Raw genomic sequence first — 25,687 nt, 5'->3', positions numbered from 1 at the left:
AGGAGCGGGAGAGTAATACCGAGAGACTCGAATAAACGGGTGACTCGGTGGGGTGAAAACAATCTAAAATGTGAATTTACAATTGATCTAATGATTGTTTACTGAGATAAGCTGGATTGTAGTATTTGTCGGCTAAGCGATAGTCGGTGATGGATTGATAGTCAATCTGGGTACTTTTATAGCTTTGAATGCTATCTATCAGAGTCATGCTTTGTACCACGATTCTGCCATCGCGCTGACCCGCACTAAAATAGGCTTGTTTGGCTAGTTTCCCGGATCTTAAGTAAAGATCGGCCTGAAGTGGAAAGTTATTGGCTTGCTCCACCCATAGCTCTATTTTTTGATAAGTGGCTCCACTGGTTTTAGCCTGCAATTGTAGTTTGATAGCGGGTTTGCCATTGAGTTCGGCAGAGTCGCCAATTTTGCCTCGATAAGATTCACTCCAAGTGAGCGTCGAGATATCACCAACCGAGGCTTCGCCTAGTAGTTTTTGCATTGGTGTTATGCGAATCGGCCGTCGACTATTGGGCATTAATAACCAGTATTTATCACCCAACATTAGTAATTTTTGGCCGCGTTCGGCTGACGCTTTAAATACCACCAGTGACTTTTGTTCTGGGCGAATATATACATGATAGCGATGCTGCTTGGTTCGTTGTTGGTGCTTATATTGACTCACGATGGTCACTACTTTGGCCGAACGACTTTGCAGTCGATAAGAGTCGGCTTGCAATAAACGCTGCTGGATTTCGCTGTCGGCATGGGCGGCATTAAATGGCAACAAACATAAAAATAACCAATATTTCAATAAATTAAACATAAATTAGAGCCTCTGTAATCGGTTTTTTTAGACCTTTTCGGGCTGCAATGGCTGAAGCTAGGCTGCAGATCAATACGACGCTCAAGGCAACGATGCCGGCGAGCGGCCAAGAAAAGTGAATCAATAAGGGGTAACCAACACTACGTCCTGGGGGGGCGGGCATTTGAATATCGGCAAATAGTAGCGTTAGGGATAGCCCTGCGCTCAGCAAGATCCCGAGGGCTGCACCAAACAATGCCAATATCACCGCTTCTAAGACAAAACCGTTTAGTTGTTCGGAGGGGGCGGTTCCTAAAGCGGCGAGGGTGCCAATTTCGCGAGTCCGTTCGGTGACCGACATGCTAAGTGTATTAAATAACGAAACAAATACCACTAATCCCATTATTAGGCCCAATACGCTGAAAATGCGGTTATATAAGTTGCGTACCGCATCATAAAAAAAAGCTTGCTGCCACCAAGGCCTGACCAACAGGCTAGGAAATTGCTGTTCCACTTGTCGTTGTAAAGTTGGAATATCTTGATCAGCGAAGGCAAATACCGACATCAAGCTCACTTTATCACTGCCCAATAAGGCTTGGCTTAAACTTAGAGAGGTGTAAACCAAGCGTTTATCCAAGTCAGGTACGCCGGTGGACACCAAGCCCTGCACCTTAAAATCGTAAGCATTCAAAGCACCTTCGCTCGTGGTGGTGAGTAAAGTCAGCCAATCGCCGACTTGAACTCGCATGTAAGTTGCCAGTGTGTCTCCAAGTAAGATTTGTGGTTGCGTTGGATCTTCAGCTTCGGAGAGCAGTTTGCCAGATTTTAGCGTCAGAAATGGCCCCTTTTGGCTAAACTCGCTGGCCAGTACTCCTTGACCAACAAAAATGGCAGACTTCTCGCCGTGGCTAATCAAACCGCTAAATTCGATGCGCGGTTGTACGGCCTTAATTGCGGCGAAACTGAGTAAGCTATCGCGTTGTGCTTGCCAATTGTTTAAACCAAACTGTAGAGAATAGTCTTCTTGTTGACTTAGGTATTGGCGATTAGACAAAGTAAGATGGCCAGTTTCGCGAGCGGCGGCTTCGGCCAAAGATTGGTAAGTAAATAAACCGAAACCGCCGGCACTGAGCAGTGCAAACACCGCAATCGCAATAATGAGCAGTGACATGAGGCTGCGACGGCGATTACGTTGTACATTGAGTAGCGCATGTTTTAAGCGACGCATTGGCGATTTCCCCCACTTTGTATTTGCCCATCGTGAAGTCGTATTTGTCGCTCACAATGCAGACTCATACGGCTATCATGAGTTGCGATTACAAAGGTGGTTTGTTGCGCTTCACCGATGCTTTTCATCAATTCAATCACCTGATGAGCACTCACGCTATCAAGACTAGCGGTTGGTTCATCGGCAATCACCAAGCGAGGTTGATGAACCAGCGCCCGGGCGATGGCGACGCGTTGCTGTTGACCGCCCGATAAACATTCGGGTTTCGCCTGGGTAAAAGACGACATACCGACGGCGTCAAGGATCTGTAACACCTTTTTGCGGCGAGTGGCTGCACTCATTTTGTTAAGTAATAAGGGGTATTCCACGTTCTCATAGGCGCTCATCACGGGCACCAAATTAAAACGTTGAAAGATAAAGCCGAGCTGCTGTCGGCGCAGTAACATACAATGGTGAGCATTGTTGTGAAGATGCTCGCCGTCAAAATATAGTTCACCTTGATATGCCAAGTCGAGTAAGCCACAGATGTTCAATAAGGTACTCTTACCAGAGCCCGATGGGCCGCAGAGGGCAACCATTTCACCGTGTTTGATCTGGAGGTTGACGCCCGATAACGCTTGGCACTTTACTTGTCCAGTTTGATAAGACTTGGCGATATTGTTGAGTTGCAACATGATAGCTCCTTAGCGTTTGCTATATTGGGCATATAATTGTTCGGCTTGTTGGCTATACGAGTCATCGATGCCACTGGCTCGCAGCTGCTTCAACCACGCTTGGGCCAGTGGCTGTTGGTCTTGCTTGAGGGCCGTTTCAATGGCAAAACTGTAGATCCAGGTGCTGGCCTGTACGGGAGCGTTCAGTAATTGAGGATCCGCGAGGACTTGGCGAAATAACTCGAAGCCGCGTTCTTGGTAGTTAAAAAATTGCGGTACGCTGCTATAGGTAATGGCTGCCATTGCCTGCATATACAGCGCTTGTGGTAGGCTGCGATATTGTTGTTGCCAGTGGTTGGGGCCTATCATATTGAGGGCTTTGTCCATTCGAGCCAAGCCATCTGCGGTGAAATTAAGTTTGCGCCACGGTAGCCAGGCATCATCACCCTTTAGCGTTTCCGTTGCGCCCAAATAAAACAGCGCCCATGCATCGCCGGGTTGCCCTTGCTGAGCAGTTTGCATTTCCTGATAGAGTTGCTCCAACTCAGAATAATCGCCTTGGGCGGCTTGAAAATAACGAGTTAGTAATTGTGGCTCTAAATCTGCCATGGCCGAGTAACTCACGATGAGTAATAGGCTTGCGAGCGTTAGTTTTTTCATGATTCATCCTTGGGATTGGAAAGTGACCGTTTAAGCCTAAGTGAGAGACGACTCGGGGACAGTGCTTTGCGATGAATTGCAGTTCAAGGCGATGAGCGGTTATATCTTGGTTTCGCCAAGGGCGTAGGAGGTTTCGGCGGGTGGCCCGAGTTAGTTTAGCTGCTAATTAGCATCGTTTAATACTTGCATTTTTGTTGAAATAGGCTGAGTCTAATGGGCAAGTTTTATGAGCAACTTACAGGATCGAGTATGTTGAATATGGACTTTAACCAAGCGGTGGCGATTAATACCCAGCAAATGGCCTGGCAAACTAGCCCATCGATAGGCGTATTGCGTAAACCTTTGGAGCGTGCGGCCAAAGAATCGGGTCATGTCACCAGTATTGTTCAATACCAAGCCAAGTCTCATTTTGCCGAACATCTGCATCCTTTAGGTGAAGAAATTTTGGTACTGGAAGGGGTTTTTTCTGATGAACAGGGAGACTACCCGGCAGGTACTTATTTGCGAAATCCACCGGGGAGCAAACATCGTCCTTTTAGTCAGTTGGGCTGTACTCTGTTTGTGAAGCTGAATCAATTTGCTCTGGCCGATACGAGTGAAGTGCGGATCAATAGTAATCTCGAGCCTTGGCTGTCTGGTTTCGGTGGCTTTGCTGTGCTGCCTTTACATCAGTTCGAACAACAGCAAGTCGCGCTAGTAAAATGCCCTGCAGGTAAGGTGATTAAGACTCACCATCACTTTGGCGGCGAAGAATTGCTGGTGGTTAGTGGGGAGTTGAAAGATGAACACGGTCGTTACCCACAACATACTTGGCTACGTAGCCCGCACTTGAGTCAACACCATCCTTTTGCCGAACAAGACACGGTTATTTTGGTGAAAAGAGGTCATCTAAGGCTAGATGCTTAGCAGGGCATCGTCACTTTGGGAAAGCTAAAGTGCGATAACAAACCTGATGTGAGCATCGCTACATGGCCTTAAACAGATGATGCGCACTACGGCTAACCGGATACTCATGACCATCGCTCAGGCATACGCTCAGCTTACCAAGTAAGTTTCTGCTCACCTGCTTAATGGCACTAACTCGCACTAAGCTTGCGCGATGAATTTGCCAGAACTGTTCTGGTTCAAGTTGTTTGATGAGTTCTTTGAGTGGGGTGCGGATAACATATTCTGCGTGTTGGCAGCGCACCGTGGTGTACTTATCTTCGGCAATAAAAGCCAAGATATTGTCAACAGCCACCAATTCCAAAGTTTCTCCTTTATTGACTCTGATCCACTGTAGATACTGCGACTTTTGTTCGAGAGCGCAGACCAGAGCTGGTAAGTCAAACGTGTTTTTGCTGCGGGTTTGTGCTTTCAAGCGTTGGCAGGTGCGTAACAGTCGTTGCTCATCGATTGGTTTCAGTAAGTAATCAATGGCTTGTTGCTCGAAGGCTTGAATCGCATATTGGTCGAAGGCGGTGGTAAATACAATCTGCGGAGGATCCGCTTGTTGATTGAGCTGCTGTGCGACTTCTATTCCGTTCATTCCTGGCATCCGAATATCTAAGAATACGATGTCGGCACCTAATTGCTCGACCGCCGCCAATGCACTGGGACCATCCCCTGCTTTATCAACAATTTCAAGTTCTGGCCAGCACTCGGCAAGCATCTTATCCAAGTGGAAACGCAGTAGCGGTTCGTCATCAACAATTATGGCTCGCATAGAAACTCCAGTTCTAGGGTTAAGCACAAGTGGGAGCCAATGCCATCAGCGGCTAGGGCTGTGAACCAATGTGACTGAGTCGGGTACTCTCGCATATAACTTAGCTCTGGCCAGCACCTTGTCCTTATTCAGGTGGCAGCGCCGTCGCGGCTTGTTAGCAACAACTATGCCTCGCATGGAAATTCCAAAGTGGCCACAGTGCCTCCGCCTGTTTGAGCGCTTAAACTCAAGCGTGCTTGATTTTCGGGGTAAAGACTGACCAATCGTTGTCGAATGTTATTCAAGGCAAGTCCGTTGCCTTGTCGTTGCTTGTTATCGATACCAAGCCCGTTGTCACAAACTTGAATCTGCCAGCGTTGCTGCAACATGGCTATTTTCACTCGTACCTCACCACCTTCGGGTTTAGGCTCGATGCCATGAAATACCGCATTTTCAACTAGGGGTTGCAATAGCATTGGCGGTAGCTGAGCTTGGCTTAAGTCACCATCGGTGAGTTCAATGGCAAAGCTTAAGCGCTCGCCTAAACGGATCTGTTGAATGCTTAAATAAGCTCGGATGCCAGTCAGTTCGTCGGCGACGCTAATGCTTGCTTGGCGGCTTTTCTTCAAGGTGATCCTCAGTAATTCGGTCAAGGTATCGAGGAGTCGCTGAGCCTGCTCTGGATCGAGTGCAATCAGCGCCTTTAAGTTGGCTAAAGTATTAAATAAAAAGTGGGGTTCAATTTGGCTTTGCAAGAGTTTTAGTTGGCTTAAGGTGAGCGCTTGCTCAGCCCGAATTTTATCGAGTTCGGCTTGCTGAAGCGCCGAGAGCATGGCTAAGTTCTGTTCTCGGCTAAAAAAATAGTAGTACACGACACTGATAAAGACCAAAGAGATCAATATTATTTTTAGCATCAGTGGCCAATCAATGTTGCTGTAATAAGGATTAATCCAATACCAGACTTGCAGGCTTCCGATGCTTAGGGTGAGAGTGGCACTGAGGGTGAAGCTCCAAAGATGAGAGAGTTTTGGAAATCGAGCTCTCACAAACATACTGCTGAAGGTGCCAACGACACTATAGCTCATTGCAATCCGATAATGCATCGAGTAATGGCCACCCCAAATTGCATGAGTCATATAGGCGATCGGTAGTGAAAATAGCGCACAAATCAACAGCGAACGTAATAATGAATAAAAGGGTTGAGTCTTCAAAAGCGTGCCTCTAATTTTATCAAGCCGATGTAACGCTCAGGCAATAGTTGATACACCGCATCATTCTTGCCTCCAAGATAGCGCAGCTGAGCCCCTAGCGTCCAACCTTGACTGAATTCATAGTTGATTTTTGCAGTGCTGATTAGTCCGCCGTCGCTTGGCGAGAATAGTAGGTCGAGGGCGGGCTGCCAGTCTGTCAGATCGCGGTGCCAGTGCAGTAGCAAATTATGTTGAACTAGATTCTTTCCTTGAAATACCGCCGCTTGCGAAAGGCGTAGCGGATCAAATTGCGAGCCTAATACTTGCAAGTCACGGCTTAGCTGGGTCACGGCTCGCCATTGCCGAAGGCTGAGGGCTCGGTTATCAAACCAATACTCAATAATCAGATTATCACCCACTAAGTTTGCCCAAGTCATACCAAATAAGGTTTGCCAACCATTTGCAAATTGCTGCTCAATAATCGGCGCTTGTCTATCCAAAGGGGGAAAATCAAGGCGGCTCATCATGTGGCTGTAATACTGTTGGTAGCGAGATTCGGCGTGCAGTTCCCAAGCATCTCCTAAGGTGGTGATCCAGCTGCCACCTAGGTTTAATCCACGCTGATTATCGACATACGCTAGACCTTGCCATTCCTGATGACCCGTAAGTCGATAATTGCGGATCCCGATCCCGCGCTGGGCGAAAGCTGCACTATCATAGCTAAGATAGGCATCGGTATAAAATAAGGACAGTTCGTCAGCATCGCTAAATTGGCTAAGACTTACAACGGCAAGTCCTTGCTCAACTTGAATGGCGATAGGATTACGTTGGTAGGGCGAAAATATGTCTAAGGGACGAAAGCCGTAACCGACACCTAAGTTGAGCCTTTGCTTGCCAATCAGCAAATCTTTTCCCTTAACTTCGCCACTCCAAAATAGTTCGGCTACTCGTAATTGTGTTTGCTGGTTTTGCTTGAGGGCAACCAACTGAGCCTGCCACTGGTTAGTTTGAGGGAACCAACGCAGCGCCATATCGTTAAAGGTTTGATTCTGGCTAGCAAATAGGGGGCTGGTTGAGGCTTGACTATAACCACTCTCGGCTTCTAACTGCCAATGCTGTTGCCAGTTCATTTCTGCATGAGGAGCCCCACTGAAGAATGCTAAGGCGCAGAGTTGTTGAGCCCGCTGCTTACTGAGTCGCATCATCGTGAATGGCCGCCAGTAAACTCATTTTTGAGTATGGTTTTAAGGAAGGGACTGAACAATGCGGCTTATCCTGCGTACAAGAAGTTGGTGCCAGTGAGCATAATCAGTCGAAATGGGAATCGATAGGGCTTGCGCTAAAGTGGGTTTAATGGCGATAAAGTGTTGCAGGTGGTGATGAATGAATCAAAGCTCGCTCGGTTTGGGAGTGTTACAAGCCACAAGAAAACAAGCGAAGGTGACATCAAGTCACGCTTTAGAAATAAGAACCCGGGATGCCGCTGTTGATTTTAGCCCTTGAACCATGAGGTTCAAGGCGGGAAATAAATTTCATACCGTAGGCTTCTCAGTCGGGCTGAGCATGCTCAAAAGCAGAAAAAAATCACCCTTAAGATACAATTATCGGCTCAGGGACATCACCAACTGGCAAACACCCCAGGAAAACTAAACTCTTTTATCTAACTCTAGTCAAACTTCAGTTAGTGCGCTAACTGCTTTCGTCGACCTCGCCAGCGGGCAGGCTTTGTTCTAATAAAGCGCGCTCGATGGTATATTGTAAGTCCTTAATTCGCTGATTCATGTTATCGGCGTAATTTTGATTTTTAGCTTGCTCGTTATGTAACTCATAAGCGAGGTGCAAGCCGACCATAATCGCTAAGTGCTCGGTGCTGCTGACACGGCTCTTCTCTTTCAGCGTTTGTAAGCGTTGAGATAATTCGTCGGCGGCTTGGCGAAGTTTATCTTCTTCACCTTCCGGGCAAGCCACCCGATAGCTCTTACCTAACAATATTATGTCTACGCCCTGAGCCATGATTTGCCTTAGCTAAACTCTATTATTCGCTGAATATATAGCGCTGCGGCTTAACTTGCAACCGTTGTCGCCCCAGTAAGGGGCAAGCTGGAGTATTTACCAGCAATTTGCTCTAAAGCTAAACAAATCTAGATTGTTTGCGGCATAAAGCGTGGGCTTAGGCTTGAACATCGTGGTTTTATTGGCGACCATTGGCTTGATTATCGATCGGCTTGCGCTTTTGTGTCCGCATCGCTAAACATACTCGGCATAGGAAATTTGGTTTAATGACGCAAACAGGCATTGCAGCAAAGGAACGTCGTGGTTCCTATCGGGTTGTTTATCCAGTACGGCTAATCCAGTTATTCATCAAAATGGTGAATGCTAAAGCGGCCCGCGGAAATTTTATTGATGGCGTAGTTTCGGCTGAAAAATTGGCTCATATTGGTCAATTGATGCCAATGGTGCAGCTGGCTAAGCATGTTTTTCCAGTGTTAGATGTATCGGAAGGCGGCTTTCGTACCCAGTGGCGCACTACGGCTGAACCCTTGCCAATCTCAAGGCAAGTATTGCTTGGTCGGCTTATTTTCCATCAAGACTTTAGTCAGATTGTCGATTATTTGCCAAAGGAGCTTCAACAACAGTTTGCCGAGTTTAGCCTGTTGTATGGCCCCCAAGGCTATGAACACTCATTTCAGGCGCGTATCTCCCGAAAGATTGAAAATCAGCGAGATCCTTACCCGCAGTTGTGTTTGCAATTTAGCAAAACGAGCTACCTGCCTGCTCGCTTCGTTCGTCAGCAAGAAACGATGCTGATCAAATTATTTCGTGAGCAATATATCGAGCGGGTGAGAGTCCGTCGTCAACAACTCAAACGGACCTTACAAAAATAGTGATTTTACCTGTGATGTGAGTCAATAACATGACGACGAGGCTTGTCCAATGTTAGGATGAGCGGATCCAATACTTATAGGTATTCCACGTGACTAGAATAGTTTATCCAGACTACGAAGACTTAGCTGAGTTGCTACTGTCTTCAAAAATATTGATTAGCCCTGCAGAAGCGCACGGCATCTTAAGCGGCATGTTAGCCGCTGGTTTACCGACCGATGGCGACTGGTTAAGTCAAATGAATATGCTGATCAACGATGGTCAGGGTTTACCCGTTGATCTGAAAAAACAACTTACTCAGGTGATGGAGGCCACTTACGCAGGCATGAGCGATAGCTTATTGGGTTTCCAGTTATTGTTACCCGATGAGGAAGCCTTGGTGGAAGATCGAACCGAAGCTTTGGCACAATGGGTACAAAGCTTTTTAGTCGGCTTTGGCGTGGTGCAAAGCGAACTCAATAAGTTAGCCGCAGATATTCAAGAGTTGGTTAAAGATTTTACCGAAATCAGCCAGTTGTCATCGGATTTAGAAGATGATGAAGAAGAAAATGAGCAAGCCTTATTCCAGGTTGTGGAATATGTGCGGATTGGTGCGATTACTATTTTTGCGCATTTAACGGCGAGTGCTTCCGACCAACAAAGTCCAACTTTGCATTAATCATTTCCCAAGCCAAGGAGTTGCTGTGTTTATACAACGTCGTCAGCAGTTATTTGCTGCCATGTCCGATAATAGTGTCGCGATTTTTGTTGCTGCAGAAGAGCAAGTACGCAGTCGTGATACCGAATATCCCTTTCGTCAAGATAGTGATTTTTTCTATTTTCTTGGTTTTAACGAACCCAAAGCTCTATTGCTGTTGATTAAGCAAGCGGGCGAAACCCGCACCGTGTTATTTAATCGACGCAAAGATAAGCTTGCAGAAGTATGGCAGGGACGTCGTTTGGGTCAAGAGCAGGCCTTGCTGACATTGGCTGTAGATAAAGCCTTTGCCATTGAAGATCTCACCGAGTACCTGCATCTTGAGCTGGATGGTTTAAGTAAGGTTTATATGGCTCAGGGGCGTTATCCCGCTTACGACCAGCAGATATTTGCGGCCATCGAGCGCTTACGCCTTGGTTTACGCCAAGGTTGGCAGGCGCCAAAGCAAATTGAAGATTGGCGTCCCATAGTGGATGAGATGCGCTTGTTTAAGTCGTCAGAAGAACTGGTATTGATGCGCAAGGCGGGAACGATATCGGCCGAAGGTCATTGCCGCGCGATGCGAAGCTGCCAACCGGGGATGTGGGAATACCAATTGGAAGCTGAAATTCATCATCAGTTTTTAATGGCCGGAGCACGCTCACCAGCTTACGGCACGATAGTTGGTAGCGGCGAGAATGCCTGTATTTTGCACTACACCGAGAACGAAAGTCAGCTGCAAGCTGGCGACCTAGTGTTGATTGATGCCGGGGCCGAGTATCAAGGTTATGCGGGCGACATTACTCGAACTTTTCCGGTGAATGGTCAGTTTAGTCGTGAGCAAGCTAAGTTATACAATATTGTTTTAGCCGCAGAGTTGGCTGCCATCGAGATGCTCAAGCCTGGGGTTTCGTTGTTTGAAGCGAATCAGCAAGTATTGCAGATCATGGTTGCTGGCATGGTAGAACTTGGGATCATGCAGGGTGACGTCACCGATTTAATTGAACAAGAAGCTTATAAAGAATATTACATGCATGGTGTGGGCCACTGGCTGGGCTTAGATGTACACGATGTGGGAGATTATCACGATAGCAAGCGTAGTCGTCCATTGGCTGAGAATATGGTCTTCACCATTGAGCCCGGCCTTTATATTCCGCTTGATGCAGAGGTTCCTGAAGCCTATCGAGGCATGGGGATCCGTATCGAAGATAATGTGGTCATTACCACCACGGGTTGCGAAGTATTAACGGCTGCTGCGCCGAAAACGGTGGCTGAGATTGAAGCCTTGATGGCCGCGAGTTAGGAGCGATTCAATAGATGGATAAGCCTCTGCAAGCGTTTGATATTGTGATTGTGGGTGCGGGCATGGCTGGGGCTAGTCTGGCTTTAGCCTTGTCGCAGTCTCAGCAAGATAAACCGCTGAAAATAGCGTTAATCGAAGCGGCGCCGCTGAATTTTGGGCAGCATCCTGGCTTTGATGGTCGTGCGATAGCCTTATCGGCTGGCTCTGAGCAATGGTTACGAGAACAAGATTTATGGGCAGCTTTGGCGCCCTATGCCTGCGCCATTGAGCATATTCACGTCTCGGATCGTGGCCATTGCGGCTGGACCAAGTTGGATGCCGATGAATATCACTTGTCAGCCCTAGGCCAAGTGATCGAACTGGAGCATGCCGGACGTGAGTTTCATCGTTTATTAGCCGAGCGTTCGGTTCGTCTATTTTGCCCGAGTAAACTGGTGAAATTGGAGCAACAGCAGCAACAAGTGCGGATTACTCTGGACGATCAGCAAAGCCTTACTGCTCGTTTACTGATTGGTGCCGATGGCGCTGATTCGCAGGTGGCCTTGCAAGGAGGCTTACAACAACAGCTACATGACTTTGCCAAGTATGCTGTGATTGCCAACGTTGAGGCCGAGCAAGCGCCTGCTGGTCGAGCTTTTGAGCGTTTCACCATTGACGGTCCCTTGGCTTTGCTACCGATGAATGGCCATCGTTGGTCGGTGGTGTGGAGTGTTAGTGCTGCAGAGGCGCAACGCTTACAAAATTTAGCCGAAGCCGATTTTTTAGCCGCGCTACAGCGAGCTTTTGGCTATCGAGCCGGACGTTTTATCGGCCTAGGAAAGCGTTATGCCTATCCTTTAGTACTGCGTTATTATCCTCGTCTATTTAACCATCGTTTATTATTGTTGGGCAATGCGGCGCATAGTTTGCACCCAATTGCAGGGCAGGGCTTTAATCTGGGCCTACGTGATGTCGCTTGCTTATCGACTTTGATTGAACAACACTGGCAGCAGGGCAAAGACATAGGTGGGCATGCGTTATTAGATGCTTATCAACAATCACGACAAGCCGATATAGAGCGTACCATTTTGATGACTTCGTCGTTGGCGAGTCTGTTTGCTGGTGATGATAAAAGTATGGTGATCCCGCGTAATCTGGGTTTGATGGCGATGCGCTTATTACCGGATCTTAAAGCAGTATTAGCCAAGCAAAGTTTAGGTTTGTTTTAGGCTAGTCAGCATGGGTATTTCGCTGGTGGATTCGCACTGGCCAAGCAGCAACTTAATTTGATTCTAGGAAGGGCAATATGCAAGCGGTAGATATAGCGATTATTGGGGGTGGTATGGTGGGTTTGGCTTTGGCGCGAGCCTTGGCCGACAGTCCACTCCGGATCGCCATTGTGGAGCCTTTCCCTGCGCTGTCCCCCGATTTAGCTAACTATAGTTTACGAGTCAGTGCGCTCAGTTTATCCTCGCAACGCTTGCTTGAATCACTCGGTGCTTGGGATGAAATTGTGGCTCAGCGCTTGGCACCTTATCACGATATGCAAGTGTGGGAACGTGACAGTTTTGCTAAGATCCGTTTTCAAGCCAAACAAGTGATGCTGCCTCAAATCGGCCATATCGTTGAAAATGAGGTGATTCGTTATGCTTTATGGCAGCAAGTGTGTAGCCAAAGTAATGTTGCGATCATCGAATCTTCAGTTGAAAAGTTGCATCGAGGCGAAACTGAGTCTTGGCTTAGTTTTGACAACGAGCAAAGTTTAAGTTGTAAGTTGCTGGTGGCTGCCGATGGTGCAAATTCCTGGTTACGTCAACAACTCGATATTCCACTCACCTATTGGGATTATCAACACACTGCGATTGTTGCGACGATTAAAACCGAAATGCCCCATCAAAATTGTGCGCGACAAATCTTTAGTCAGGAAGGGCCTTTAGCCTTTTTACCTTTGGCAGAAGCCGATCATTGTTCCATCGTTTGGTCGGTATCGCCGGATCGAGCTGCCGAGCTACAAGCCCTACCAGAGCTCGAATTTAATCGACAATTGAGCATCGCTTTCGACGCTCGTTTGGGGTTGTGTGAACGGGTTGGCGAGATAGCGGCCTTTCCATTGCGAATGCGTTATGCGCGAGACTTTGCGGGTCAAGGTTTCGCTTTAATTGGCGATGCGGCCCATACCATTCATCCTTTAGCGGGTCAGGGGGTGAATTTAGGCTTGATGGATGCAGCCGCTTTGGCGGAGGATATATTGGCCTTGCAGGCGACAGGCAAATCGCTATCGGATTATGCTAATTTACGTCACTTTGAACGCTGGCGGAAGAGCGAAGCCACGCAAATGATTGCCTCGATGGAGTTTTTTAAGCGACTATTTGGTAATAACCTTGCGCCGCTTAAGTTAGTGCGTGGACTAGGGATGAATTTGTTGGATAAGGCTGAGCCCTTAAAGCAACAAGCGATGCGCCGCGCCTTAGGTCTGGAAGGTGATTTACCTCGTCGTGCAAAAGTGAGGTCTTATTGATGATTGTTACCCAATGAGAGGCACGCCCTGAAACAGCGTTTCACGCAAAAAAAATCCAGTAGGGAAGGCTACTGGATGGTGAAGTTACATCACAACTTCAAGGAGGATCTTTCCTAGTTTTCACCAAGGAAAGCGCTCTGTTATATCGATGCCAGCAGTCGCTGCAAAAACTGGCATCGATAGTTACAGACTTTTCATTAACCCTGCATTAATCAGGGCTAAGTCATCTTGGCTTAAGTTGCCAGCGGTTTGTTTTAGTTCCAACATGTTTAGGATGTAATCGTAACGGGCGTTGGCCAGTTGATTCATTGCTGAATACAGATTGCGGGTTGCATCTTGTACATCAACAATGGTGCGAGAGCCCACTTCAAACCCCGCTTCGGTGGCATCTAAGGCACTTTTTGAAGACACAACTGTTTGCTGATAGGCTGTTACAGAACCGATACTAGAAGTGACATTATTGACCAGTGAATGGATCGAACTTTGTACCGAGCGGTAGCTCTGCTCTAGGGCTTCCGATGATTCAATATAACTGAGTTGAGCCTGCTTCACTTGAGAGTTAATACTGCCTCCGGAATATAGTGGCCAGCTAAATTCTAAACCGATATTACCGCTATTTGTGTCTCCCCCGTTGAGGGTGTTGTAGCTATCGTTACCATATTGATTCTTTTCATAGCCGATCCCCGCGGTCAAATTTAAGCTAGGTTGATGGCCGGTTTGGGCGAGTTTGATCTGCTGTTTAGCGATCTGTTGCGCGATGCGTTGGGCATTCAGCGTTAAGTTATGCTCACCCGCCGTGGAGAGCCAATAATCGACGTTGTGGCTCAATTCCCGAGGCTCAAAACGTTCGGTATTGAGTATCTTTAATTGACGGGCCTGAACGCCGGTCAATTCGCGCAGTGCCTCGTAGCTATTGGATAAGTCGTTATTCGCTTGAATTTCTTCCGCAAGGGTCCGGTCGTACTCAGCTTGTGCTTCATGCACGTCGGTAATCGCGGTTAAGCCAACCTTAAAGCGTTGCTTGGTTTGCTCTAGTTGTCGCCCTACCGCGGTTTTGGTGGCCGCCACAAAGTTGAGATTGTCCATGGCACGTAACACCGCAAAGTAAGCCTTACTTACTCGAATGATTAAGTTTTGTTGTTCGCTTTGGTAGCTGACATCGGCCTGCGAAGCATTTTTTTCAGCAATACTTAAATTGGTCCAATTACTCTGTGAATAGAGTGATTGGCTCAAAGAAACCGAGGCTGAACTATTGCTGATGCTATCGATAGCTTGATTGTCGGTATCGGTATAAGTCGCCCCCGCGCTAAACCCAATTTGAGGTAATAGTGAGGCCTTGCTTTCGCTGATTTGTTCAAAAGCAATGTCACGCTGTGCTTTACTCTGCAAAATCACCGGATCTTTCTCTTGAGCAAGTTGGTAAATTTGTAGTAAATCATCGGCTGATACTTGAAAGGCACTTATGCCGAGCAAGCTACCTAAGAGTAAGGATTTTATTTTAAAACTCATTTCATGGTTCCTTAAGTCGCGGCTTATTCGAGTAATACCGCCACCCTGCTAGAGGTTGTTGCTTCGATTTGGCCTCAGAAGGCTGAGGCCAAATGACTGCGAATGAATTAACTGGTTTTTGGTACTTTGATGCGATATATCAGGGTATAAATCACAGGGAGTACCACCAGTGTTAATACCGTGGCAAAACCTAAACCAAACACAATGGTGACCGCCATCGATTGAAAGAAGGGATCTGACAGTAAGGGAATCATCCCTAGCATGGTGGTTAATGCTGCCATTCCCACTGGCCTAACCCGACTTACTGACGAGTGATAAACAGCCTCATAGGGGCTTTGGCCTTCTTCGAGTTCCAGATTAATTTGGTCGACTAAAACAATACTGTTTTTGATGATCATCCCACTTAAACTGAGCATCCCCAAAATCGCCATGAAGCTGAGAGGTGCGTCTAGAGCCAATAGACCAAAGGCCACACCAATCACTGCTAGCGGTACGGTTAACCAAATAATTAAGGGTTGCTTAATCGAGTTAAATAGCAGCACCGTAAGTAAGAACATCGCCAAGTAACCCATTGGGATGGAACCTGCGATCCCTTGCTGGGCTTCAGAAGAGGTTTCAAATTCGCCTCCCCATTCTAATTTATAGCCGTCTGGCAAGGGGATAGCTTCCACTTTATCGCGTACTTTTCGTAACAATGAATCAGCGGTTTGACCACTACCAATGGCGGGGTCGGCTAATATCGTGATCAAGCGTTTTCGGTCGCGACGCATGATAATCGGATCTTCCCATTCGCTGTCGAAGCTAGAGACCAACTGGGTAATCGGCACAAAACTTTGGTATTTAGAACTCCAAACTTGTAGCTCGTTTAAACTATTGGCATTTTTTCGCTCGGCTGCAGGAGCGCGCGCCACAATTGGCAGCAGGTGTGAGCCATCGCGATAGGTTCCAATGTTTTGACTATCGAAGTTACGCAGCAAGGCCGCATCTAGGTCTTGTTTACTAATTCCGATTTCACGTGAGCGAGCCAAATCCATTTGCGGGCGAACTAACAACTGCTGGTTGCGCCAAGTATTTCGAATATTATCGGCTGAGGGCTCATTTTGAAAAATGATCACCGCCTGCTCCGCTAATTGACGCAGTACCACGGGATCATCACCATAGAAGCGAGCTTCTATTTTAGCTGCTGGAGAAGGACCATTTTCGATTAATTTAACCCGGTATTTGGCTTCCGGGTAGTCTTCTCTTAATTTGTGTTGCAGCCAAGGCAAGTAGGCCGAAAGACTCTGTAAATCTTGCATCTCGACGATCAATTGCGCGTAGGCGGCGTAGCCTTTCTCTGGTTGATAAGTTAAGGCATAACGCTGTGCACCTTGACCGATCACCGAGGTGATATTCACAATGCCTCGCTGGTCGCTCGTTTTGTCTTTGTCTTTGATTAAGTCCTGCTCGATGCCGCTTACAAATTTTTCGGTGCCAAGAATATCGGTGCCTTCAGGCATCCAGATATCTACCATAAAAATGGGAGTGGTAGAGGCAGGAAAAAAGACATTCTTCACTTTACTCATACCTACAACGGCTGCTCCTAACATTGCGAGAACCAGAAGTATGCTAATGATTCGATTGTGCATAGCAGCATTAAGAATGCGACGATAAATGTTAAAAATTAAGCCGCTATAAGGTTCTTGCTCGGCGCTGTCTTGATCGCCATCCTTAAACAACAGATAACAAAAGAAGGGGGTAATGGTGATAGCCATCACCCAACTGATCGATAAAGAAATCAGCAATACCTGGAACAATGAGGCACAGAATTCGCCAGTGGCATCGGAGGAGAGTCCGATTGGCGCAAAAGCCATAATTGCGATAACGGTAGCACCGAGCAATGGCCATTGGGTTTGCTTAACAATCGCAGCGGCAGCTTCGGTACGGCTTAAGCCTTTTTTAATACCTATAATGACCCCTTCGGTCACCACAATGGCATTATCAACTAACATCCCTAAGGCAATAATGAGAGCCCCTAAGGAAATATTTTGTAACTGAATGTGCATTACATTCATCACAATGAACGTGCCAAGGATGGTAATGACCAGCACCGCACCCATCAAAATACCCGATCTTAGGCCCATAAAGACGAGTAATACGATGATCACAATGCCAACCGATTGCGCAAGGTTAACGATAAATCCGCTAACGGCCTTATCGACAATTTTACCTTGATCATAAATCACATTAATCTTCATTCCGATCGGCATTTCAGATTTAAGGGATTCTAGTTTGGCGTTCATTGACTTTGAGATGTCGACCACGTTTACTCCTGAGGAGTAAGAGATCCCCATGGATAAAGCCTTCTCGCCATTATCATGATAAAGCTGACTCGGAGTCTCGGTGGTGGCGCGATAAATATTTGCGATGTCGCCTAAATAGATCAGGTTGTCACTGCTTGGTGGGCTCACCAAAATGTTTTTCATTTCAGAGATATCGGCCAATTCACCGGTGGGGTGGATCCGGACTCGGTTATTGTCAATCAGCATTTCACCGGCGTTAGACACTACATTTTGGGTCTGCAATAAACCGTAGATATAGTCGGGTTCGAGACCCAATGCACTCAGTTTTTGCTGGCTAATTTCGACCACAACTTGCTCTTGTGGGACACCGACTACCGATACCTTTTTCACCCCGGGAGAGAGAACCAATTCGCGGCGTAACAGGTTGCTGTAGTTATCGAGGTCTCGATAGCTGTATCCTTCACCAGTTATATTTAGCAAATAACCATACACATCGGAAAAGTCGTCAATAATTAATGGCGAACCGACTCCGGGAGGCATCTTGCCTTGCGTATCACTAATTTTTCGGCGTAATTCATCCCAGACTTGCGGTAAGCTATTCTTGTCATAATGATCATTCATCTCGACTTCAATTTGCGACAGCCCTGCGCTGTTAATTGAAGACACATGTTTGATCTGAGACATCTGCTGTAGTGCATCCTCTAGTGGCAGCGTGACTTCTTCTTCCACTTGTTCGGCACTGGCACCGGGATAATTGGTGATCACTAATGCCGTTTTGATGGTAAATTCGGGTTGCTCGAGTTGACCTAAACCAGTGAACGAGATCACCCCTCCGACCAACATCAACACGACCACCATCCAGCTGATTACTTTATGGTTAATACTATAGAGTGCTGCATTCATGGTTAAACTCCTCTAACCCAATGCAGTGGTTTGATTAACTCTTTACCTGTGAGCGCGTTGACTCCGCTGGCAACCACTCGGTCACCTTGATTGAGACCAGATAAGATCTCAATGCCATCGGCGCGAATTTTCCCGAGTAAAACTGGAGTCAGTTTAAGTGATTGCGCATCGGGCTGGTAAACCCAAACCGATGCGCTTAATGGTTGGCCTTCAGCGGCTTGAGTAATTGTATCGCTATCGCGAACCAGCGCCGTGAGCGGCAAAATAGCAATTGGGTTGCTTTCAGCAGAAGCAGCAGGCATGTTAATCGCGACCGAAGTACTCATGCCGGGTATCAAACGCATTTGCTCTGGTGCCTTGAGGATAAAGGTTGTCTCATAGGTTTGAGTCCCTTGCGAGGCAAGGCTACTGTGTTCTTTATAGTGGACAGGAATGGCTTGTCCACCAAGTAAGTTGTCGAACTGTGCATAGGCTTGAATTTGCTCCAGCGCCGCATGGTTTTGTAAACTGAGTAACATGGATTCTGGAAGCTGAATTTTTAGCTCGAAAGTATCGGTGTTTTGCAGTGTCACAATCGCTTGATTTGGCTGAACCATTTGATAGTTGTCGGTATGTACCTTGGCAACTACACCAGAAAATGGCGCATATATCGTGGTATAGGCCAGCTGGTCGCGGCTACTACGTAAGTTAGCGTCGGCCGATTTTAAACTGGCACTCGCACTGTCAACGTCGGCGGGCGAAATCAGTTTGCGGGTTAACAAAGCTTTCTTTCGTTTAAAGTCGGCTTGAGCCAGTTCAAAATTTGCTTCAGCATTGAGCAGCGCGTTACTTGCATCACGTTTGTCTAATTGCGAGAGCACTTCGCCTTGCTGAACCTTTTGCCCTTCAATTAAATTAAGCTGAGTTAACTCGCCGCTAATTCGAAACGCCAACTCAGCCTGTTGGCTCGCATAGACTTTGCCTGGAAAACTGCGTTGCTTTGGCGGGATCGATTGGTCAATATCGATTAATTTAACCGGGCGCGGTTTCACTATGGCTTTGGTTTCTGCTTGGGCTGAAAAGTCGCATCCGGAAATCAAAGTGGATATAAATACCGCCATGACAATCTGATAAGGAGTGTGATTGAACATATTTTTCCTTGAGATCTGTTTTATATAATAAAAGCCGAGTATAGAGAGTTTATCTTTCACAAAAAACATGACTATTTGTAACTTTGTGTTCTGAAATGTGAAACTTAAGTGTTAGGCTCATCTAGAGCTACAGGGCTTCTAGCTGAAATTGTTATTAGACGCGAGAGAAAATACCGCCATGAAAACAGAAGACATTAAGTTATTTCACTTTATTGTGGATTCGGGAAATTTAACCAAAGCCTCAGAGTTGCTTGATTTACCGAAATCTAATCTTAGCCGTCGACTAAAAAATCTTGAAACTGAATTAAAGGTGAAACTATTTCATCGCCATCAGCGCTCGATTGCGTTATCTGAGAATGGACGGCAGTTTTATCAGCGGACCAAGCCGATCATTATTGAGCTTGAATCAACGATTGAAGACATGGTGCACGAGTCCTATGAATTGAGTGGTCATTTGCGTTTGCAGTTACTACCGCTACCCGGTATCAGTGTATTTGAAAATATTATTTTTGAATTTATGGAGCTTCATCCTAAGGTGCATCTGGAGATTATCACTAGCGCCGATGAGCGAAATTTAATTGAGCATAATATCGATGTTGCACTGCGCATTGGTGATCGTTTGGAAGATTCGAGTTTAATGGCGCGTGCGTTGCAAACCATCTCCATGGGTTATTACGCCAGCTCTGAATACTTAACAAAGTACGGTCATCCGCGCAGTGAAGAAGAATTGAAGCAGCACCAATTTATTATCCAGCGGATGCCAAATGGTAAATTGGCAAAACAATTTCCTTTATCTAAGGGAAAGTTTTTTGAAGCGAAGGGGCGACTGATTGTGAATGATATCGCCTTGGTGACTCATGCTTGTATTAAACACCAAGGCGTGGTGTGTCAACCGAATCATCTGGTAAAGCCTGAGGTAGAAGAGGGGCTCTTAGTTCATTTGTTACCCGAGACCAATTCGATTGTTAGCACTGGTTGGCTGGTATACCCAAACCGTAGCAGTTTGTCTCGGGCAGCCAGAGCTTTAATTGATTTTCTCTATCATGAGATTAATAAGCTATCCATCGAATAACTGGTTTTTGTTTTGTGATATACGGTCTTGTTTGTGCAGGACCATTTGATGCGAAGCCTTGGAAAGTTTACCGCGACCTTTTGTGAAAAAATTCAGCTTGAAAGAGTCGACTCAACGAGTTGGCTGTTTGCTATCGGCTTTTAGTGTAACTGCTCGCTTCTTTGGTTGAATCACAGTCTCCTGCGCAGCGCCATGTTGAGCTCATTTGCGCTTGGTTTCATCTTGCCGTTTTACGGCTTAGTCTTAGCAAACTCATTTATTTTAAGCTTTACTTGTCAATCAGGCGCTACGCTGCTGGTTTTTTGAACGTTAATTGTTGAAATATTTTTATTCAATTTTTTAAAGTGGATTAGTTTATCTAATCAATGGCGGGGTGGGGTGAAAAATAAATATGGTGGAGAAAATTGATTTTCTCAGTTTAAATTGGCGTTAAGTTCGATGCTTACCCAGAAATACTAGCTATTAATACTGTTTTTTGGCGTTTTGACAGGTTTGTTGTCAGCGTCTTGTTGTGCTTATGTAAGTGAATTGTTCAACTTATCTATTAGCTCTATTTGGGATTGTCATTTTACAGTCGCATCGTTGTCGCTATAATCGTTCTGCATTGGCAGAAGGGTTTTTCCTTCTCTACCTTATGATAAAGAGAATAGCAGATGACACAGCAAACGGTTCTTCACCAAGCGCATCTCGATGCAGGTGCAAAATTAGTTGATTTTCATGGCTGGGAAATGCCTATCAACTACGGCTCGCAAATTGAAGAGCATCATGCGGTGCGCCAAACCGCAGGCATGTTTGATGTATCACACATGACTATTGTTGATATTCAGGGTCAACAAGCACAAGCCTTTCTACGTAAACTGTTGGCCAATGACGTGGCTAAGCTCACCGTGAAAGGCAAGGCCTTATATGGTGGAATGCTGAACCATGAAGGGGGGGTTATTGACGACCTCATTACCTATTATTTCAGTGAAACCGACTACCGTTTAGTGGTGAATTCAGCCACTCGTGAAAAAGATCTGGCTTGGATCAATCAACAAGCGGCCGACTATCAAGTGAGTATTATTGAGCGACCAGAGCTGGCGATGATTGCAGTGCAAGGCCCGCAAGCCAAGCAACTCACCGCGGCGGTATTGGATAACGAGCAAAACCTTGCTGTAGAAGGTATGAAGCCTTTCTTTGGAGTGCAAGCCGGTGATTTATTTATTGCCACCACTGGTTATACCGGTGAGCAAGGCTACGAAATTGTGGTACCACAAGATAAAGCGGTTTCTCTTTGGAAGGCGCTGCAAGCACAAGGCGTGAAACCTTGCGGTTTGGGTGCGCGCGATACCTTGCGTCTAGAAGCAGGCATGAATCTATATGGTCAGGATATGGACGAGAGCATTTCGCCGTTAGCCGCGAATATGGCTTGGACCATTGCTTGGCAACCAGAAGACCGGGATTTTATTGGCCGCGCAGCATTAGAAGCGCAACGAATCGAAGGCAGCGATAAGCTGGTTGGTTTGTTGATGGAAAGCAAAGGCGTAATGCGTGCCGGGCAACAAGTGACGGTGGTCAACGAATTTGGCGAAGCGCTCCCTGGGGTGATCACTAGCGGTACATTTTCGCCGACTTTAGGCGTCAGTATTGCTTTAGCACGGATCGCCAATTGTGAGGTTGATGAAGCCTTAGTGGAAATGCGCAAAAAACAGGTTAAAGTGAAAGTAGTAAAACCTGTATTTGTACGTAATGGCGCCAAAGTTTAGCTTCGCTGAGCACTGATTTTTACTTTGAATTAACCCTTAAATTAGCAACCTAGAGGAAAAGAATTATGGCTACTATCCCAGCCGATTTACGCTACGCAAGCACCCATGAGTGGGTTCGTGATGAAGGTGAGGGTGTTTACACTATTGGTATTAGTGAGCATGCTCAAGAACTTTTGGGTGATATGGTCTTTGTTGATTTGCCCGACGTGGGTGACGATATTGATGCGGGAGACGATTGTGCGGTTGCCGAGTCGGTGAAAGCGGCTTCTGATATTTACGCGCCAATCAGTGGTGAAGTTGTGGCAATTAACGAAGATTTAGAAGACTCGCCAGAATTGGTGAACAGTGATGCTTACGGCGACGGTTGGATGTTCAAAGTGAAATGCAGCGACTCAAGCGAGCTTGACGAATTAATGTCGGCCGAAGACTACGCCTTGACCATCGAAGAAGATGAATAAAATCAGGTAAATGATGCGCTCCGCTAGTCGGGGCGCTTTTTTTATCTAAAAGAATTTAAATACCACTAAACGCAAACACACTTTATTTCAGTTATACAGGAATACTTCAATGAACCCGTCTTTGCCGTTAAATGAATTAGAGCAAAACCAAGACTTCATTCGCCGCCACATAGGCCCCGACCAAGCCGAAGTGGCCACCATGTTGCAGCAACTAGGGCTAAATTCGGTTGAACAACTGATCGAGCAGACGGTGCCGGCGCAGATTCGCCTTAGCCAAGGTCTAAACATTGGAGAGAGCCAAACTGAACAGCAGGCTTTAAGTGCCCTGCGTGACTTAGCCAAGCAAAATAAGCTGTATCGTAGCTACATCGGGATGGGGTATCACAATACCCATGTGCCGCATGTGATTTTGCGTAATGTATTTGAAAATCCTGGTTGGTATACCGCTTATACGCCTTATCAGCCCGAGATTGCTCAAGGCCGTTTAGAAGCGTTACTCAATTTTCAGCAGTTAAGCCTCGACCTCACAGGGATGGAGTTAGCCAGTGCTTCATTACTCGACGAAGCCACTGCTGCTGCCGAAGCGATGGCGTTAGCGAAGCGGGTGTCTAAAAACAAAAAATCTAATTTATTTTTCATTGCCGATGATGTGCATCCGCAAACTATCGACGTAGTTCAAGAGCGAGCCGATTTCTTCGGTTTCGATACTGAAGTTGGTCCCGCCGAAAGTGTAGTGGAACACAATATATTTGGTGCGCTGCTGCAATATCCAGGCACCAGTGGTCGAGTGCGTGACTTAAGCGAGCTGATCGGGCAAGTTCACGCTGATAAGGGCATTGTTGCAGTGGCCGCCGATATTATGGCCTTGGTGATGCTTAAATCACCTGGCGCGATGGGGGCTGACGTGGTGCTGGGTTGTGCTCAACGCTTTGGCGTACCCATGGGTTACGGTGGCCCGCATGCGGCATTTTTTGCCACCCGTGATGCCTATAAACGCTCGCTTCCCGGACGAATTATTGGGGTTTCTAAAGATCGCCGAGGCAAGCCTGCGTTGCGCATGGCGCTGCAAACCCGAGAGCAACACATTCGCCGTGAAAAAGCTAACTCAAACATTTGTACCGCGCAGGTCTTACTCGCCAATATGGCTTCATTCTACGCGGTGTTCCATGGCCCTGATGGCCTGCGCACCATAGCCCAACGGATCCATCGTTTAACGGCTATTTTAGCTCACGGCCTCGAGGCTAAAGGTCTCAGCCCTGAGCATGCTCAGTATTTTGATACGCTGTGTATTCCGGTGGCCGATAAACAGTTAATTAAAGCCCGCAGTGAAGCCTTGGGCATTAACTTGCGCATGGATCTGGAGGGCCGAGTTGCTTTAAGCCTTGATGAAACCACGACCGCTGCCGATGTGAATGATCTATTCAGCGTATTGTTGGGCGAAGGCCACGGCTTGGATGCGGCGCGTTTAGATGTGGTTGTGAAGGGGGAGACTTGCATTCCACAAACCTTGTTACGCGATACGCCAATTTTAGATCACGAGGTTTTTAATCGTTACCGCAGTGAAACCGATGTATTGCGCTATATTCGCAAGTTAGAGAGTAAAGATTTGGCGCTTAATCACTCGATGATTTCGCTGGGTTCATGCACGATGAAACTCAACGCAACTGCCGAGATGATCCCAGTGACTTGGCCAGAATTCTCCAGCATGCACCCTTTCTGCCCAAGTGAACAGGCGCAGGGCTACCATGCCATGATTAGCCAACTAGAAGATTGGTTAGTTAACATCACTGGTTACGATTCAATTTGTATGCAACCAAACTCGGGTGCGCAAGGTGAATATGCAGGTTTGTTAGCGATTCAAAAATATCACGCCAGCCGTGGTGATCATCACCGTAATATTTGTTTAATCCCCAGTTCGGCCCATGGAACCAATCCAGCCTCGGCCCATATGGCGGGCTTAAAAGTGGTGGTGGTTGCCTGTGATAAACTGGGTAATGTAGATATGGGTGACCTGCGTAGTAAAGCCAGCGAGCTAGCCGAGCAGTTATCTTGCATCATGATCACCTATCCAAGTACCCATGGCGTTTATGAAGAATCGATTAAAGAAATTTGTGACATTATTCATGACAACGGTGGTCAGGTATATATGGATGGCGCCAATATGAACGCCCAAGTTGGGTTAACTTCACCAGGCTCGATTGGCTCAGATGTAAGCCACCTTAATCTACATAAAACCTTTGCCATTCCGCATGGTGGTGGCGGCCCCGGTATGGGCCCGATTGGGGTGAAAGCGCATTTAGCACCGTTCGTGGCAGGCCACAGGGTTGTGAGCAATGGTAAAGTTAGTCATGCCAATGCGGCCGTTGCGGCAGCTCCTTACGGTAGCGCGTCTATTTTGCCGATTAGCTGGATGTACGTGGCCATGTTGGGCAACCAAGGCTTACGTCAATCCTCAGAGATTGCCATCTTAAACGCGAACTATCTTGCCAGCCGTTTAAGTCAAGCCTTTCCTATCTTATATAGCGGTAAAAATGGCTGGGTTGCGCACGAATGTATTATTGATATGCGGCCCCTTAAAGAAGCGACTGGTATCACCGAAATGGACGTGGCCAAACGCCTCAACGACTACGGCTTCCACGCACCTACCATGAGTTTCCCAGTTGCGGGTACGCTGATGGTTGAGCCAACTGAATCAGAATCGCTAGCCGAAATTGACCGTTTTGTTGACGCAATGTTAGCCATTCGCGGTGAAATAGCCAAGGTAGAAACCGGAGAGTGGACGCTGCAAGACAACCCGCTGGTATTTGCACCACATACCTTGGATGACATTACCGATGCCGAATGGCCACACTGCTACAGCCGCGAGCTGGCGGTATTCCCTAGCGCGGCAGTGAAGCAAAACAAGTTCTGGCCAACGGTCAATCGTATCGACGATGTATATGGCGACCGGAATTTGTTCTGTGCCTGCTTGCCGATGGAAGCGTACCAGGAGTAGATGATCATTGATGGGGATCA

At 46.9% G+C, this 25,687-nt stretch carries 21 protein-coding genes and 1 other RNA gene; 10 read left to right on the top strand and 12 right to left on the bottom strand.

Annotated features, from left to right (window positions below; genetic code table 11):
• Nucleotides 1-76 precede the first annotated feature (76 nt).
• From ACRRSX_RS18045 to ACRRSX_RS18030, 4 genes are read right to left on the bottom strand one after another with little or no spacing between them, the layout of a single operon-like run.
• Entirely contained in the window at nucleotides 77-820 is a 744-nt protein-coding gene (locus ACRRSX_RS18045) for an outer membrane lipoprotein-sorting protein (protein WP_432451833.1), read from the bottom strand.
• The gene (locus tag ACRRSX_RS18040) at nucleotides 813-2,027 is read right to left on the bottom strand and encodes an ABC transporter permease (protein ID WP_432451834.1); all 1,215 of its coding nucleotides are present in this window, start codon (nucleotides 2,025-2,027) and stop codon (nucleotides 813-815) included. The genes ACRRSX_RS18045 and ACRRSX_RS18040 overlap by 8 nt, the downstream gene beginning before the upstream one ends.
• Nucleotides 2,015-2,701, bottom strand: coding sequence for an ABC transporter ATP-binding protein (locus tag ACRRSX_RS18035; RefSeq protein ID WP_432451835.1), 687 nt, complete (start codon nucleotides 2,699-2,701; stop codon nucleotides 2,015-2,017). Before ACRRSX_RS18035 ends, ACRRSX_RS18040 begins: the two co-directional genes overlap by 13 nt.
• A 9-nt stretch (nucleotides 2,702-2,710) precedes the next feature.
• The gene (locus ACRRSX_RS18030; RefSeq protein ID WP_432451836.1) at nucleotides 2,711-3,340 is read right to left on the bottom strand and encodes a hypothetical protein; all 630 of its coding nucleotides are present in this window, start codon (nucleotides 3,338-3,340) and stop codon (nucleotides 2,711-2,713) included.
• A 249-nt stretch (nucleotides 3,341-3,589) separates the two neighbouring features.
• On the opposite strand from ACRRSX_RS18030, the gene ACRRSX_RS18025 reads away from it, so the two are divergent.
• A complete protein-coding gene (locus ACRRSX_RS18025) occupies nucleotides 3,590-4,246 on the top strand; it encodes a cupin domain-containing protein (RefSeq protein ID WP_432456142.1) in 657 nt (218 codons plus the stop codon).
• 58 nt (nucleotides 4,247-4,304) lie between these two features.
• On the opposite strand, the gene ACRRSX_RS18020 is transcribed toward ACRRSX_RS18025, so the two are convergent.
• The 5 genes from ACRRSX_RS18020 to zapA all read right to left on the bottom strand — a co-directional run bounded on the left by ACRRSX_RS18020 (nucleotide 4,305) and on the right by zapA (nucleotide 8,227).
• Entirely contained in the window at nucleotides 4,305-5,045 is a 741-nt protein-coding gene (locus ACRRSX_RS18020; RefSeq protein WP_432451837.1) for a LytR/AlgR family response regulator transcription factor, read from the bottom strand.
• Nucleotides 5,046-5,209: 164 nt separating this feature from the next.
• Nucleotides 5,210-6,235, bottom strand: coding sequence for a sensor histidine kinase (locus ACRRSX_RS18015; protein ID WP_432451838.1), 1,026 nt, complete (start codon nucleotides 6,233-6,235; stop codon nucleotides 5,210-5,212).
• Nucleotides 6,232-7,419 (bottom strand): hypothetical protein, encoded by a 1,188-nt coding sequence (locus tag ACRRSX_RS18010; RefSeq protein ID WP_432451839.1) that lies wholly within the window; start codon nucleotides 7,417-7,419, stop codon nucleotides 6,232-6,234. The genes ACRRSX_RS18015 and ACRRSX_RS18010 overlap by 4 nt, the downstream gene beginning before the upstream one ends.
• 260 nt (nucleotides 7,420-7,679) lie before the next feature.
• Nucleotides 7,680-7,861: non-coding RNA, 6S RNA (gene ssrS, locus ACRRSX_RS18005), on the bottom strand.
• A 42-nt stretch (nucleotides 7,862-7,903) separates the two neighbouring features.
• Nucleotides 7,904-8,227: a cell division protein ZapA gene (gene zapA / locus ACRRSX_RS18000; RefSeq protein WP_432451840.1), complete on the bottom strand. Its 324-nt coding sequence runs from the start codon at nucleotides 8,225-8,227 to the stop codon at nucleotides 7,904-7,906.
• A 266-nt stretch (nucleotides 8,228-8,493) separates the two neighbouring features.
• Here zapA and ACRRSX_RS17995 point away from each other — a divergent pair, with 266 nt between their 5' ends.
• The 5 genes from ACRRSX_RS17995 to ACRRSX_RS17975 all read left to right on the top strand — a co-directional run bounded on the left by ACRRSX_RS17995 (nucleotide 8,494) and on the right by ACRRSX_RS17975 (nucleotide 13,573).
• A complete protein-coding gene (locus tag ACRRSX_RS17995; protein WP_432451841.1) occupies nucleotides 8,494-9,099 on the top strand; it encodes a hypothetical protein in 606 nt (201 codons plus the stop codon).
• Nucleotides 9,100-9,188: 89 nt separating this feature from the next.
• A complete protein-coding gene (locus tag ACRRSX_RS17990) occupies nucleotides 9,189-9,755 on the top strand; it encodes a UPF0149 family protein (protein WP_432451842.1) in 567 nt (188 codons plus the stop codon).
• Between the two features lie 25 nt (nucleotides 9,756-9,780).
• Entirely contained in the window at nucleotides 9,781-11,076 is a 1,296-nt protein-coding gene (gene pepP / locus ACRRSX_RS17985; protein WP_432451843.1) for a Xaa-Pro aminopeptidase, read from the top strand.
• 14 nt (nucleotides 11,077-11,090) lie between these two features.
• Nucleotides 11,091-12,284, top strand: a complete 1,194-nt coding sequence (ubiH, locus tag ACRRSX_RS17980; RefSeq protein WP_432451844.1) for a 2-octaprenyl-6-methoxyphenyl hydroxylase — start codon at nucleotides 11,091-11,093, stop codon at nucleotides 12,282-12,284.
• A 77-nt stretch (nucleotides 12,285-12,361) separates the two neighbouring features.
• Nucleotides 12,362-13,573: an FAD-dependent monooxygenase gene (locus ACRRSX_RS17975; protein ID WP_432451845.1), complete on the top strand. Its 1,212-nt coding sequence runs from the start codon at nucleotides 12,362-12,364 to the stop codon at nucleotides 13,571-13,573.
• Between the two features lie 183 nt (nucleotides 13,574-13,756).
• On the opposite strand, the gene tolC is transcribed toward ACRRSX_RS17975, so the two are convergent.
• The 3 genes from tolC to ACRRSX_RS17960 all read right to left on the bottom strand — a co-directional run bounded on the left by tolC (nucleotide 13,757) and on the right by ACRRSX_RS17960 (nucleotide 19,397).
• On the bottom strand, nucleotides 13,757-15,082 hold the full coding sequence (gene tolC / locus ACRRSX_RS17970) for an outer membrane channel protein TolC (protein WP_432451846.1): 1,326 nt from the start codon (nucleotides 15,080-15,082) through the stop codon (nucleotides 13,757-13,759).
• A gap of 107 nt (nucleotides 15,083-15,189) precedes the next feature.
• Complete coding sequence (locus tag ACRRSX_RS17965; RefSeq protein ID WP_432451847.1) at nucleotides 15,190-18,267, bottom strand: efflux RND transporter permease subunit; 3,078 nt, start codon at nucleotides 18,265-18,267, stop codon at nucleotides 15,190-15,192.
• A gap of 2 nt (nucleotides 18,268-18,269) precedes the next feature.
• Nucleotides 18,270-19,397 (bottom strand): efflux RND transporter periplasmic adaptor subunit, encoded by a 1,128-nt coding sequence (locus ACRRSX_RS17960; protein ID WP_432451848.1) that lies wholly within the window; start codon nucleotides 19,395-19,397, stop codon nucleotides 18,270-18,272.
• Between the two features lie 178 nt (nucleotides 19,398-19,575).
• Between ACRRSX_RS17960 and ACRRSX_RS17955 the strand changes: the two genes are divergently transcribed.
• The 4 genes from ACRRSX_RS17955 to gcvP all read left to right on the top strand — a co-directional run bounded on the left by ACRRSX_RS17955 (nucleotide 19,576) and on the right by gcvP (nucleotide 25,667).
• Nucleotides 19,576-20,469, top strand: a complete 894-nt coding sequence (locus ACRRSX_RS17955; protein ID WP_432451849.1) for a LysR family transcriptional regulator — start codon at nucleotides 19,576-19,578, stop codon at nucleotides 20,467-20,469.
• Nucleotides 20,470-21,122: 653 nt separating this feature from the next.
• Nucleotides 21,123-22,214 carry a glycine cleavage system aminomethyltransferase GcvT gene (gcvT, locus tag ACRRSX_RS17950; RefSeq protein WP_432451850.1) on the top strand — a complete coding sequence of 364 codons (1,092 nt, stop codon included), beginning with the start codon at nucleotides 21,123-21,125 and terminating at the stop codon, nucleotides 22,212-22,214.
• A 65-nt stretch (nucleotides 22,215-22,279) separates the two neighbouring features.
• Complete coding sequence (gcvH, locus tag ACRRSX_RS17945; protein ID WP_432451851.1) at nucleotides 22,280-22,672, top strand: glycine cleavage system protein GcvH; 393 nt, start codon at nucleotides 22,280-22,282, stop codon at nucleotides 22,670-22,672.
• 109 nt (nucleotides 22,673-22,781) lie between these two features.
• On the top strand, nucleotides 22,782-25,667 hold the full coding sequence (gene gcvP, locus ACRRSX_RS17940; RefSeq protein ID WP_432451852.1) for an aminomethyl-transferring glycine dehydrogenase: 2,886 nt from the start codon (nucleotides 22,782-22,784) through the stop codon (nucleotides 25,665-25,667).
• Nucleotides 25,668-25,687: the final 20 nt, after the last annotated feature.

Origin of the sequence: Agarivorans sp. QJM3NY_30, assembly GCF_050870855.2 — a bacterium.
Taxonomy (GTDB): domain Bacteria; phylum Pseudomonadota; class Gammaproteobacteria; order Enterobacterales; family Celerinatantimonadaceae; genus Agarivorans.
The sequence above is the reverse complement of the archived record's forward strand: the minus strand, read 5'-3'. Positions and strand labels throughout refer to the sequence as shown.